Raw genomic sequence first — 12629 nt, 5'->3', positions numbered from 1 at the left:
CCCAGGCAGTCGCTGGCGCGCCGCTTCCGCTGCAGCACGCACACCATCGCCATGATCATCGACTGCCACGGCCACTACACCACCGCACCCGCCGCGCACGATGCGTTCCGCAAGGCGCAGATTGCGCATTACACCGACGCAACGCTGCCGGCGCCGGTGTATCCGCATATCAGCGACGATGCGCTGCGCGAAAGTGTCGAGCTGCACCAACTGCGCCTGCTGCGCGAGCGCGGCGCCGACATGACGATTTTTTCGCCACGCGCCAGCACCATGGCACATCACATCGGCGACGAAGCGGTGAGCCAGGTGTGGACGCGCCACTGCAACGACCTGATCGCGCGCGTGGTACAGCTGTATCCGCACACCTTTATCGGCGTGTGCCAGCTGCCGCAATCGCCAGGCGTGCCGATCGCACACGCAATCGCCGAACTGGAACGCTGCGTCAACGAACTGGGTTTCGTCGGCTGCAATCTCAATCCCGACCCGTCCGGCGGGCACTGGAATGGCGTGCCGCTGACCGACCGCGCCTGGTACCCGTTCTTCGAGAAAATGGTGGAACTGGACGTGCCGGCGATGGTGCACGTCTCCGGCAGTTGCAATGCCAATTTCCATGCCACCGGCGCGCATTACCTCAATGCCGACACCACGGCCTTCATGCAGTTTCTCGAAGGCGATTTGTTCGCCGATTTTCCGCAATTGCGCTTCATCATTCCGCACGGCGGCGGCGCAGTGCCGTATCACTGGGGCCGTTTCCGCGGCCTGGCCGACATGCTGGGCAAGCCTGCGCTGTCCACGCATGTGATGCGCAATGTGTTCTTCGATACCTGCGTGTATCACCAGCCCGGGATCGACCTGTTGTTCGAGGTGATCGACATCGACAACATCCTTTTTGGCTCGGAAATGGTCGGCGCGGTGCGCGGCATCGATCCGCAGACCGGCCACTATTTCGACGACACCAAACGCTACATCGATGCGCTGGCGATTTCCGAGGCCGACAAGCGCAAGGTGTTCGAGCGCAATGCGCGTCGGGTGTATCCGAGATTGGATGCGCAATTGCGTGCGCGTGGGCTGTGACTGCGCCGTTGCACGGCGAGCTTGCCGTATTGCTCCCTTCTCCCATTGCGACATTGTCCCCTTCTTTATGGGGGAGAAGGTGGCCCGAAGGGCCGGATGAGGGTACGTGCGAAGCCTCGTGTCCATCGTGTCCCTGCGGCTTCGCCCGTACCTCACCCCAACCCCCGCTCCGCGCCCCGGCCCGCGCCAGCGGCGCGAGCGCTCCAAGGCACGCACACCGTCGGTACGCAAGCCGTGCCTTGTCGCCCCGAGGGGAGAGGGGCGCTGTCACGCGCCGCTGCCCATTTGACCTTGGCCTTGGCCGGCTTGACTTAGCTGCACGATATCGGCAATGACACCGCCAGCGGTACCTGCACGCACCAATACGGAATTCGACATCCACAAACGCAAACACCCGCCATTTGGCGGGTGTTTGCTTGAATGCAGATCGCGTAATCGGTGGATTACTTGATCTTGCCTTCCTTGTACATCACATGCTTACGCACGACCGGGTCGTACTTCATCATTTCCATCTTCCCCGGAGTGTTTTTCTTGTTCTTGTCCGTGGTGTAGAAGTGGCCGGTAGCGGCCGAGGAAATCATACGGATCTTGTCACGCTTGCCTTTTGCCATGACTGCTTACTCCTCAGACCTTTTCGCCGCGCGCACGCAGCTCTTTCAGAACGGCATCGATGCCGTTCTTGTCGATGGTGCGCAATGCATGCGCGGAAACACGGAGCTTCACCCAGCGGTTTTCGCTGGCAACCCAGAAGCGACGCTCGTGCAGGTTGGGCAGGAAGCGACGACGGGTTCTGTTGTTTGCGTGGGAGACGTTGTTACCCGTCTGCACACGCTTGCCGGACACTTGGCATACGCGGGACATTACGCACCTCGATAAATGAATTGCCACCCATAGCCTGGGGAGCGGCGGCCCCGACAGCGCCAGGGCTGTCACGCAACGTTGGGAATCAAGAACTTACGCTGGAACAGGCCGGCAACCCCATTGCGCTGGGTACCGCCATCCGGAGCGATCCGGGCACAGCGAGCCGCGCATTATGCACGGCTTTCCTATGTGCCGCAAGCACTTACGCTACCTGCCCAGCCGCGGTTGCCGGCGCCCACCGGCAACCGTGCCAAGGCACGATCACCCGCCTTCGGCGTGCGCTGGCGCAGCGACCCGGCGCAGTTCCGCCCAGGCACCACGCGCCACCTGCCAGGCCGAGCGCAGGAACAACAGCAGCAAGGCCATTGCGATCAGCAGGTCCGGCCAGCCACTGCCGAACGCCCACACCGCTGCGCTGGCCGCCAGCACCGCAACGCCCTCGTAGACATCGTTGCGCGAGCAGGCCCAGGCCGACGCCAGGTTGATGTCGCCGTGACGGTAGGGCCACAACAGGCGCAGGCAGACCAGATTGGCAGCGAAGTTCAGCGCCACCACCACCCCCATGCTCTGGAACAGCGGCAGCTGCGGGTGGGCCAGTTTCCAGCCGATCTCGGCTGCCACCGCCAGCGCTGCCAGCAGGATCATGCCGGCCTTGAGCAGGGCCACCCGCGCCTTGGCGGTTAGGCTGGCGCCAACCACAGCCAGGCTGAGTGCATAGGTGAGTGCATCGCCCAGATTGTCCAGGCTGCCGGACAGCAGCGAGGCCGCGCCACTGTGCAGCGCGCCGGCCAACATCAGCGCAAAGCTGCCGGTATTGATCGTCAGCACCCACCACAGGACGCGCCGCTGGCGCGCCTGCATGGCGGCCACATCCAGGGTCTTGCCGCAGCCGCAGCAGGCATCGCTCATGGCGTGCTCCCGTGCGGCTGCGTGGAGAGCGATGCGACGCGTGGCGCCCGCTCCCGATGCAGCCAGCGATACAGCACCGGCAACACCAGCAGGGTGAGCAGGGTGGAAGAGACGATGCCGCCGATCACCACCGTGGCCAGCGGGCGCTGCACTTCGGCGCCGGCCCCGACATTGAAGGCCATCGGCACGAAGCCCAGCGCGGCCACCAGGGCGGTCATCAGCACCGGTCGCAGCCGCGCCAACGCGCCTTCGCGCAGTGCCTGCTCCAGCGGCATGCCCTCGGCACGCAGGCTGCGCACGAAGGCGATCATCACCAGGCCGTTGAGCACTGCCACGCCCGACAGCGCGATAAAGCCCACGCCGGCGGAAATCGACAAGGCCAGCCCGCGCAGGGCCAAGGCCACCACGCCGCCGGTCAGCGCCAGCGGCACGCCGCTGAACACCACCAGCGCATCGCGCAGCGAGCCGAACGACCAGTACAGCAACGCGAAGATCAGCAGCAAGGTGCCCGGCACCACCCAGGCCAGGCGCTGGCTGGCAGAGATCAATTGCTCGAAGGTGCCGCCGTAGCCGATCCAGTACCCGGTGGGCAGTTTGACCTGCGCCTTGACGCGTTGCTGCACCTCGGCCACGAAGCCGCCCAGATCGCGATCACGCACGTTGGCGGTGATCACGATGCGGCGCTTGCCGTCTTCGCGGTTGATCTGGTTTGGCCCAAGCACGGTATCGACCTTGGCGACCTCGCGCAGCGGCACGGTGCTCGGCTCGCCACTGCGCCAGCCTGCCGCGCGGCTGGACTCGTCCGCATCGGCACGTTCGCCATCGCCGCGCAGCGGGATCGGCAGATCGGCCAGCGCGGTCGGGTCCTGGCGCAGGGCTTCGGGCAGGCGCACCACGATGTCGAAGCGCCGGTCGCCTTCGAACAATTGCCCGGCTTCCTGCCCGCCCACGGCCGCCGCCACGGTGTCCTGCACCACGCCGGGATTGAGCCCGTAGCCGGCCAGTGCGGCGCGATCGGGCACCACCGCCAGCATCGGCAAACCGGTGGGCTGTTCCAGGCTCACATCGGCTGCACCGGGCACCGCGCTGGCGATTTCCTGCACGCGCTGCCCGAGCGTGACCAGCGTGTCCAGATCGTCGCCGTACACCTTGATCGCCACATCCGCACGCACGCCGGAGATCAGCTCGTTCATGCGCATCTGGATCGGCTGGGTGAACTCGTAATTGTTGCCGGGCAACTGCTTCACCGCCTCCTCGATCTCGGCCAGCAACTGCGCCTTGGGCTTGCGCGGATCCGGCCACTGCGCGCGCGGATGCATGATCAGGAACGTGTCGGCCACCGACGGCGGCATCGGGTCGGTGGCCACTTCGGCGGTGCCGAGCTTGCCGAACACATGCGCCACCTCCGGAAACTGCTTGATGCGTTTTTCCAGCGTGGATTGCATGGTGATGGCCTGCTCCAGGCTGGTGCCGGGAATGCGCAAGGCATGCAGCGCAATATCGCCTTCGTCCAGGTTGGGGATGAACTCGCTGCCCAGGCGGGTGGCCAGCACCGCGCACAGCGCCACCGTTGCAAGCGCTGCAATGCCGACCCAGCGGCTGTGCCGAAGCGCACGATCGAGCAATGGCGCGTAGACGCCGCGCGCCCAGCGCATCGCGCGGTTTTCGTGCTCGGCCACCTTGCCGCCGAGCAGCAGCGCGATCGCAGCCGGCACGAAGGTCAGCGACAGCAGCATCGCGCCAGTCAGCGCCAGCACCACGGTGATCGCCATCGGGTGGAACATCTTGCCTTCGATGCCGGTGAGCGCGAACACCGGCAGATACACCGCGGTGATGATGCCCAGGCCGAACAGGCTGGGGCGGATCACCTCGGCGCTGGCCTCGGCAGTGAGCTCGAAACGCTCATCGCGTTCGAGCACGCGCCCCAACCGCAGTTGCGCTTCGCCAAAGCGGCGCAGGCAGTTCTCCACGATGATCACCGCACCATCGACGATCAGGCCGAAATCCAGCGCACCCAGGCTCATCAAGTTGCCGGACACGCCACCACGCACCATGCCGGTCAGCGTGAACAACATCGCCAGCGGAATCACTGCCGCGGTGATCAGGGCTGCGCGCACGTTGCCCAGCAACAGGAACAACACCACGATGACCAGCAACGCGCCTTCGATCAGGTTCTTGGCGACGGTGACGATGGTGCGGTCCACCAATGCGGTGCGGTCGTACACCGGCACTGCCTGCACCCCCGCCGGCAAGCTGGCATTGGCCACCTCCAACCGCTGCGCTGCGGCCTGCGCCACGGTGCGGCTATTGGCACCGACCAGCATGAACACCGTGCCGAGCACCACTTCGCTGCCGTCCTGGGTGGCGGCGCCGGTGCGCAATTCGCGTCCCTCGCCCACCTGCGCCACATCGCGTACGCGGATCGGCACGCCGGCGCGCCGATCCAGCACGATCGCGCCGATCTGCGCGATGTCGTCCACCTGCCCCGGCACCCGCACCAGAAATTGCTGGCCGTTACGTTCGATATAGCCGGCGCCGATGTTGCGGTTGTTGGACTCCACTGCCTGGGCAACCTCGTCCAGGGTGAACCCCAGCGCGACCAGGCGCGCCGGATCGGGGGTGATATGGATCTGCCGCGCATACCCGCCGATGGTGTTGACCTCGGTGACGCCCGGCACGTTGCGTAGCTGCGGGCGCACCACCCAATCCTGCAAGGTACGCAGATCGGTCGCCGTCCACGCACTGCCATCGGGCTTGCGCGCATTCGGCTTGGCCTCGACCGTGTACATGAAGATCTCGCCCAGGCCGGTGGCAATCGGCCCCAGCTGCGGCTCCAGATCGGCAGGCAATTGCGACTTGACCTGCTGCAGACGCTCGGCCACCTGTTGCCGCGCGAAATACAGATCGGTGCCATCGGCGAAGACCGCCGTCACCTGCGACAAGCCATAGCGCGACAGCGAGCGCGTGGATTCCAGCCCCGGCAAGCCCGCCAGCACCGTCTCCAATGGAAACGTGACCCGCTGTTCGGATTCCAGCGGCGAATAGCCAGGCGCCGCGGTATTGACCTGCACCTGCACGTTGGTGATGTCGGGAGTTGCATCGATCGGCAAGCGCGAAAAACTCCACGCGCCAATGGCGATCAGCACGCCCGTCAACGCCAGCATCAACCAACGCTGCGCGATCGCAAACCGGATGATGTTGGTCAGCATGGCACGCCCCTCCGTGCACACCCGGCACCGCACCGCACCGGTCGGTACCCTCGCCCTGCCCCCGACCGAGAGCGCCGCCTCCCTACCGCGCAGCCGCGCAACACCCCGAACAAACCACCACCCACACACCAGCGCTGTTGTTGCTGTTGTTGCTGTTGTTGCTGTTGTTGCTGTTGCTGCTGTTGCTGCTGTTGCTGCTGTTGCTGTTGCTGTTGATGATGTTGGCTTTCGGGGCCCCATACCGCAGCGGCAAGGCTGGCAGATACAACCCGCAGGGCGGCGCGCATGGATGCGCGACGTTTTTGTAAGGGACAGGGACGTCCCTTACAAAAATTTCTGCCGGACTTGCGCACCCGCAGCGCCGCAGGCGTGTAGGGCGCGAGGACGGGGTGTGCTTTCTTTTTGGTTACTTTTTCTTTGCACAAGCAAAGAAAAAGTGACTCGTGCCCGACAGGGCGCGAAAGCCTTTGCTCGTGCCGCGAAAGCCTTTGCTCTAGCCCGACAGGGCGCGAAAGCCTTGGATCTGGCGTGCATCTCCGTATCCGACATTCGCCCCGACTCGAAAACGCAATGCCGCCCACCCCAACGCGCTCAATGATCATGCGAAGCCCCCGACTTTTCGATATCGGCCTTCACCAGGTAACTCTGCTCCACCACCACCGCATCACCTGCCACCAGCCCCGAGACCACTTCCACCTGCTGCGCATCGCGCGCACCCAGCTTCACCGGCCGCACTTCGTAGACATCGCCCGCCCGTACAAACACCACATCCCAATCGCGGAACCGCTGCAACGCACCGGCCGGCACCACCATCGCCGCCGGCTGCTGCGCCACCGTGACCCGCGCCTTCACCGCAGAACCCGGTCGCCACAAGCCATCGCTGTTGCGCAGCACCGCGCGCGCCACGGTGCTCTGGCTCGCCGTCGCCGTGCCGGGCAGGACGCGTTCCAGGGTGGTCTGCGCCACGACGCCGTCGCTGATGCGCGTGACCGTCACCGGTGCGCCGGCGGTGATGTGCCCGGCGTCGGCGCCGAAGATGTGCAGATCCACCCACAAGGTGGACAGGTCGGCGATTTCGAACAGCGCCTGGCCTTCGCCTGCGTTGCTGCCCAGGCTGGCATTACGCGCCAGCACGGTGCCGCTGATCGGTGCGCTCACCGAATAGGTGGTCAGGCTCAGATTGCTCTCCACCGTGGCCAGCACCTGGCCGGCGCGCACCTGGTCGCCCACGTTGACGCGCAAGCTGCGTACCGGCCCGGGAAAACGCGCGGTGGCCTGCGCTTGCGCGCCTTCTGCCGGCGTCAGTAGCCCCTGCACTTCATGCTGATCGGCAATGCTGCCGGCGCCGACGGCGGCCACACGAATGCCTGCGTCCTGCGCGACCTTCGCCGCGATGGTGGTGCGTCCTTCGTAACTGGGATAGCGCCAGCGGTGGGTCTTGCCCTGCACGGTGGCACGCACGTCCACATCGAACGAATGCGGCTCGCCGACTGTGCTGTCGGCCAGCAGGCTGCCGTCGTCGCGCGGCGTCAATTGGTGCACTTCCGTGACGCCGCCGAGCCGGGTCAGATGCACTTCCACCTTGCCGGCGGCGGCCGGCAACGGTTTGCCATCGCGGTACAGCCAGGCCTGGTAGGTGGGCGGCGTGCCGTCTTCGGCGATGGCCAGCTCCACGCTGTCGCCGTCTTGGCTGAGCAAGCGCCCGCCATGCGTGCCGGCCTGGGCTTCCTCGCCGTGTGCAGCGGCGCCCGCCTCGCCTTCGGCGGCATGTCCTGCGTGGTCATCGTGCGCCTTATCGCTGTTGCGGCTGCAGCCACAGAGCACCAGCGCCAGCAGCAGCGGCGCAATCATGAAACGTGTCATCGAAGATGATCCTGGTTGGCGCCGACGCGCTGGGTCGGGCGAACGAATAGAGGTGGGTTGCGAAGAAGGTGCGCCTGGCGTGAGCAGCGTTTGGCGCGTGCTGGATGCCGACATCACTGCAGATGCGGCGATTCCAACAAGGCCCCCACGCGCGGCCTGAAAACGCAGTGCCGAAACAGCATTCATGGCGTCACCTGCGCGGCAGGATCGCGCACGAACGGCTGCCCGGTCAGGCGCTGGATTTCGATCAACGCGGTCTGCGCTTCCAATGCGGCGGCCAGTTGCTGCTGGCGTGCCTCGCTGCGTTGGGCCTGCAGCTGTGCCCAGTCCAGATAACTGGTGGCACCGGCGCGATAGGCGCGCTCGGCGGCGGCATCGGCGCGTGCGAGCGCCGGCAGTACATCCTCGCGTATGCGCGCCACCTCCAGCTGTGCAGCGCGGTAGCGGCCATGCGCATCGGCCAGCGTGGCGTAGAGCACCAACGCCTGCGATTGGCGTTCGATGTCCAGCAGCGATAGCTCCGCTTCGGCCGCGCGAATCTCCGGCTGCGCGCGGGCAGCGCTGCCCAGTGCCAGCGAGACGCTGCCGAGCAGCGCGGTGGCATCGTTACCTTCGAGCCGGCGCACGCCCACCTGCCAGTCCAGATCCGGGCGCGCCTGGCTGCGCGCCAGCCGCACACGGGCTTGGCGCACGCGCTGCTCGCCGTTCAAGCGCGCCAGTTCGGGCGTGGCATCGAGCAGCTGCGCCAGCACCTCAAACTCGGGAATGGCCGGCAGCTGCAACGGGTCGCCGGTAATGGCGCCGAAGTCCGGCGTGCGCTCGCCCCACAGCACGGCCAATTGGCGGCGTGCGGCGAGCAGTTCCTGCTGGGCGCGGTCGCGTTCGAGTTCTGCGCGCGCCTGCAGGGCTTGGGCGGTCAGCAGCGCCGATTCGGGCGATGCGCCGGCCTGCAGCCGTTGGCGCGCAGCACTGACGGTGCGCTGGCGCTGGGCCAGCGTGTCCAGCGCCGCCGCGTGCCGCTGCGCGGCGATGCCGATGCCGATGCCCAGGTAACGGCGCGCCACCTCGGCCAGGACGTCCAGCCGGGCCAGGGCGCGCTGCGGCGCCAGCGCGTCGATGCGGGCCTGTGCCAGGGTGCGACGCGCGTCGAGCTTGCCGCCGCGTTCCAGCACGCCGGCCAGGGTGACAGTGAGTTCGGCCTGGTCCAGCGCGCGGGTGGGGCCGGTGCCGAACACGTTTTCCAGTTCGGCACCGATGCGCAACGGCGGACGCAGTGCATCGCGCTCGGCTTCGGCGGTGAGGACCGCGCGCTGGCCATCGGCCAGGCGCAGATCGGGGTGCTGGCGGGCGACGCGTGCAATGGCGTCGTCCAGGGTCAGCACGGGTTTGGGCGGCAGGTCCTGCGCCTTGGCGCACGGCACGACCGCGAAGACGGCAAGCGCCGTCAGTCGCAACCACATGAGGGTGTCTCCGGAATCGGGATCGATGGACAGGCCGGCGGCTGCCGGCGATGCATCAGGCCGCGATCGGAGGACGCAATCCGGTCTCGCTCAGATGCGAGCGGTAGGCGGTAGTCAATACGGGCGGCTGCCCGTGCGTGCGCGCAGGCAACGGGCCCCAGGCCAACGCCGGCAACATGGCCGGGCTGTGCCCGTGGCAGTAGCCGCTGTGCATCAAGGCATGCAGCAAACCTGCACCGTCGCGTTCGCCGGCATCGCCTTCGTCGGCACCGTCATGGCCATGCGGTGCGGTGTCGTCCAGGTGGGCCTGGTCGTGCGCCAGCGCGTGCACATCGCCCAGTGCGCAGGCGACCGGTGCGACCAGCACGCCCATGACCAGCACCAGCAACGCCATCAGGCGGAGCAATGGGTGCGACAGGCGGGCGCGACGGAGCAGCATGGGCGCATGCGTATAGAGGCCGGGGTGGTTACACAATTGCATGGGCGGCGCGTGTTGTTTGGGTGTGCTCGGGAACTCTGCAAGCACGGTGCGTCGAGCGCGCGGTGCCCTCGCCGCTCGCGGGACACGCCGTGACCCCCTCCATGGGGCTCGATGGCGGCGTTCATGCCGCCAACGGTCCCGCAAGCGGCGAGGACATCGCACCAGATAGTTGGCTGGTGATTCTTACTGAAGAGCGAGAGCCGCGTCCCGTGGTCTGCTGGTTGCTTGTTGAAAACGCTGCACACCGACCAACGCGACTGGTCCTTGCCCGCCCACCGTCGTGAGACCCCTGGCGGCATGGATGCCGCCAAGGAGCCTACATGGACGTCTTGCGGCGTGTCCCGCGATGGTGGGCGGGCAAGGATCCTGCAGCAAGCGCGAAGGCCCTGAGGGCGCGATGCCCTCACCGCACTAGAAGGTTGGCCGGCGGTCGGCAATGCAACCCAGCATCACGGCGCCGCGCGACCGGCCGATTTGGCGTCTATCGGGCGTGCCTTGCTCTCGGCGATGAAGGCGCGCACCTGCTGCTCCAGCACCGGCAGGGTGACCGAGCCCTGGCGCAGCACTACATCGTGGAAGGCCTTGCTGTCGAAGCGGTCACCCAGCTCCTTTTCTGCCTCGGCGCGCAGCTTGACGATGGTGATCTCGCCCAGCTTGTAGCTCAGCGCCTGGCCGGGCCAGGAGATGTAGCGATCGACCTCGGTGGTGACTTCGTGTTCGCTGAGCGCGGTGCGGTCGCGCAGATAGGCCAGCGCCTGCGCGCGGCTCCAGCCGTCATGGTGCACACCGGTGTCGATCACCAGCCGGCACGCGCGCCACATCTCGTAGGTGAGCCGGCCGAATTCTTCGTACGGCGTTTCGTAGATGCCCATCTCCTGGCCGAGCTTTTCGGTGTAGAGCGCCCAGCCTTCGCCATAGGCGGAAATGTAGTTTTCGCGACGGAACGCCGGCTGCTCGCCCTGCTCCAGCGCCAGCGACCCCTGCAGCGAATGACCCGGCGAGGACTCGTGCAAGGTCAGCGCCGGCAGGTTGTACAGCGGCCGCGATGGCAGGTTGTAGGTGTTGACCCAATAGGTTGTCGCGCCGCCGCGGCCGGCGGTCCAGAACGGCGCGATGTCGTCGGGCACCGGCTTGATGGTGAAGCGCCCGCGCGGCAGCGTGCCGATGAACTTGCCCACCTGCCCGTCCACGCGCTTGGAAATCCACGCGGCGCGATCGAGCAACTCCTGCGGGGTCTTGGCGTAGAACTGCGGGTCGGTGCGCAGGAAGGTCAGGAACTGCGCGAAGCTGCCCTTGAAACCCACCTGCTTGATGATGGCGTTCATCTGGGTCTGGATGCGCGCCACTTCATCCAGGCCGATCTGGTGGATCTGCTCGGGACTCAGCTCCAGCGTGGTGTATTCGCGGATTTGCTGGCGATAGAACGCCTTGCCGTCGGGCAATGCTTCGGCCGCCAGCGTGGTGCGTGCCTTGGGCATGTAGTCGTTGCGGAAGAACGTCAGCAGCTTGCTGTACGCCGGAAGGACGGCGGTGCGCAATGCGGCCTTGGCCTGTTCGCGCAGTTGCGCCTGCTCGGCCGCCGGGATCTGCGCAGGCAGCTGCTTGAACGGCGCGTAGAAGGTGGATTCGGTGGGGTCTTTGACATCGGCCACGGTGGCGATGGAGACGTCGCGCCCGTCGAGCACGGCGCGCGGCACGCTGAATCCACGTGCCAGGCCGGCGCGCATGTTGGCGGTCTGCTGATCGAAATAGCGCGGCACATCGTTGAGGCGCGCGATGTAGGCGCGGTACTCGGCAGCGGTCTTCATCGGCCGCTGCGCCATGAACCCCAGATTCGACCAGAACGAGCTGTCCGAATTGAACGGCATCTCGTAGGCGCGCAGGCGCACTTCGGCCGCCAGGTTCTCCACCTGCGGGCGGTAGATGGCGAAGTTGATCTGGTTGGCGGGCGAGAGCTGCTTCGGGTCGATGCCGTCGAGCTGCTTGAGGACGCCGTCCCAGACCACCAGACGCGCCTGCTGCGCGGCCGCGCTGACATCGGGCAGATGGGTGTTGTCGCCGGTGGTGTCGCTGTCTTCGTCGGCCTGGCCCGTCTCGGCCTGGCGCCAGGCCCACTCTTTCTCGTAAATGGCGCGGAAGCGTGCGTCGGCAGGTGCCTCGGCGGTGAGCGTGGCGGGGGCGGCAGGCGTGGCGGCCTGCGCCGAGGTGGCGGCGAAGCCTGCGCCCAGCAGAGCGAGCGCAAGGGCGGTGGCGAGCGGAGAGGTCACGTGCGGAATGCCTGATCTGGAGCGAACGCCCGATCATCGCAGCCCTAGGCCGCGCTGCCATGGGCCGGAAGTCCCAACGCGGGCTGGCGTAGGCGCATGGGCTGGGGTGTCGGTGCTGCCCTGATGCTGACGGGCGTGTCAGGGGGACTGCCCCCATCCGCCCTGCGGGCACCTTCCCCCCCACAGGCGGGGGAAGGACGCTGGCTTGCTCGTCGAGGGCCGGGGGAAAGGGCTGATGTACTTATCCAGCAAAGGCAGGCGCCGAGCTTGTCGGGGATGCTATTCACTCCCTCTGCCGCCTGTGGCAGAGCGCGCGTCGATGCCCTGGCGTGGCCGGGAATGCCGCCGGCTGCCCCCATCCGCCCTGCGGGCACCTTCCCCCGCAGGCGGGGGAAGGACGCTGGCTTGCTCGTCGAGGGCCGGGGGAAAGGGCTGATGTGCTTATCCAGCAAGGGCAGGCACCGAGCTTGTCGGGGATGCTGTTCACTCCCTCTGCCGCCTGTGG

At 66.7% G+C, this 12629-nt stretch carries 10 protein-coding genes; 2 read left to right on the top strand and 8 right to left on the bottom strand.

The window, feature by feature from the left end:
* The first annotated feature begins 51 nt into the window (after nucleotides 1-51).
* Nucleotides 52-1074, top strand: a complete 1023-nt coding sequence (locus ACCQ03_RS01495; protein WP_057680096.1) for an amidohydrolase family protein — start codon at nucleotides 52-54, stop codon at nucleotides 1072-1074.
* A gap of 443 nt (nucleotides 1075-1517) precedes the next feature.
* Here ACCQ03_RS01495 and rpmG read toward each other — a convergent pair whose 3' ends face one another.
* From rpmG to ACCQ03_RS01475, 4 genes are all read right to left on the bottom strand, one after another.
* Entirely contained in the window at nucleotides 1518-1685 is a 168-nt protein-coding gene (gene rpmG / locus ACCQ03_RS01490; protein ID WP_002809462.1) for a 50S ribosomal protein L33, read from the bottom strand.
* Between the two features lie 13 nt (nucleotides 1686-1698).
* Nucleotides 1699-1935, bottom strand: a complete 237-nt coding sequence (gene rpmB / locus ACCQ03_RS01485; RefSeq protein ID WP_002809459.1) for a 50S ribosomal protein L28 — start codon at nucleotides 1933-1935, stop codon at nucleotides 1699-1701.
* 261 nt (nucleotides 1936-2196) lie between these two features.
* Nucleotides 2197-2844, bottom strand: coding sequence for a cation diffusion facilitator family transporter (locus ACCQ03_RS01480; RefSeq protein WP_244663951.1), 648 nt, complete (start codon nucleotides 2842-2844; stop codon nucleotides 2197-2199).
* Nucleotides 2841-6053, bottom strand: coding sequence for an efflux RND transporter permease subunit (locus ACCQ03_RS01475; RefSeq protein ID WP_209227683.1), 3213 nt, complete (start codon nucleotides 6051-6053; stop codon nucleotides 2841-2843). The genes ACCQ03_RS01480 and ACCQ03_RS01475 overlap by 4 nt, the downstream gene beginning before the upstream one ends.
* Before the next feature lie 137 nt (nucleotides 6054-6190).
* On the opposite strand from ACCQ03_RS01475, the gene ACCQ03_RS01470 reads away from it, so the two are divergent.
* Entirely contained in the window at nucleotides 6191-6361 is a 171-nt protein-coding gene (locus tag ACCQ03_RS01470; RefSeq protein WP_209228339.1) for a hypothetical protein, read from the top strand.
* A 283-nt stretch (nucleotides 6362-6644) separates the two neighbouring features.
* Here the strand turns inward: ACCQ03_RS01470 and ACCQ03_RS01465 are convergent, their stop codons facing one another.
* The 4 genes from ACCQ03_RS01465 to ACCQ03_RS01450 form a co-directional block, all read right to left on the bottom strand.
* A complete protein-coding gene (locus ACCQ03_RS01465) occupies nucleotides 6645-7916 on the bottom strand; it encodes an efflux RND transporter periplasmic adaptor subunit (protein ID WP_209227685.1) in 1272 nt (423 codons plus the stop codon).
* A gap of 182 nt (nucleotides 7917-8098) precedes the next feature.
* The gene (locus ACCQ03_RS01460; protein WP_209227687.1) at nucleotides 8099-9376 is read right to left on the bottom strand and encodes a TolC family protein; all 1278 of its coding nucleotides are present in this window, start codon (nucleotides 9374-9376) and stop codon (nucleotides 8099-8101) included.
* 55 nt (nucleotides 9377-9431) lie between these two features.
* On the bottom strand, nucleotides 9432-9815 hold the full coding sequence (locus tag ACCQ03_RS01455) for a DUF2946 family protein (RefSeq protein WP_017154871.1): 384 nt from the start codon (nucleotides 9813-9815) through the stop codon (nucleotides 9432-9434).
* Nucleotides 9816-10306: 491 nt separating this feature from the next.
* The gene (locus ACCQ03_RS01450; RefSeq protein ID WP_209227689.1) at nucleotides 10307-12124 is read right to left on the bottom strand and encodes a DUF885 domain-containing protein; all 1818 of its coding nucleotides are present in this window, start codon (nucleotides 12122-12124) and stop codon (nucleotides 10307-10309) included.
* Between the last annotated feature and the right edge of the window lie 505 nt (nucleotides 12125-12629).

Source organism: Xanthomonas sp. NCPPB 3569 (assembly GCF_041475645.2).
Taxonomy (GTDB): domain Bacteria; phylum Pseudomonadota; class Gammaproteobacteria; order Xanthomonadales; family Xanthomonadaceae; genus Xanthomonas; species Xanthomonas phaseoli.
Note: the sequence above shows the minus strand (reverse complement) of the source record. Positions and strands in the feature narration are given on the sequence as shown.

Coding starts and splice junctions, on each gene's coding strand:
- ACCQ03_RS01455 (WP_017154871.1), bottom strand. CDS start 9,815: ATGCTGCTCCGTCGCGCCCGCCTGTCGCACCCATTGCTCCGCCTGATG.
- ACCQ03_RS01495 (WP_057680096.1), top strand. CDS start 52: ATGATCATCGACTGCCACGGCCACTACACCACCGCACCCGCCGCGCAC.
- ACCQ03_RS01475 (WP_209227683.1), bottom strand. CDS start 6,053: ATGCTGACCAACATCATCCGGTTTGCGATCGCGCAGCGTTGGTTGATG.
- rpmG (WP_002809462.1), bottom strand. CDS start 1,685: ATGGCAAAAGGCAAGCGTGACAAGATCCGTATGATTTCCTCGGCCGCT.
- ACCQ03_RS01480 (WP_244663951.1), bottom strand. CDS start 2,844: ATGAGCGATGCCTGCTGCGGCTGCGGCAAGACCCTGGATGTGGCCGCC.
- ACCQ03_RS01460 (WP_209227687.1), bottom strand. CDS start 9,376: ATGTGGTTGCGACTGACGGCGCTTGCCGTCTTCGCGGTCGTGCCGTGC.
- rpmB (WP_002809459.1), bottom strand. CDS start 1,935: ATGTCCCGCGTATGCCAAGTGTCCGGCAAGCGTGTGCAGACGGGTAAC.
- ACCQ03_RS01465 (WP_209227685.1), bottom strand. CDS start 7,916: ATGACACGTTTCATGATTGCGCCGCTGCTGCTGGCGCTGGTGCTCTGT.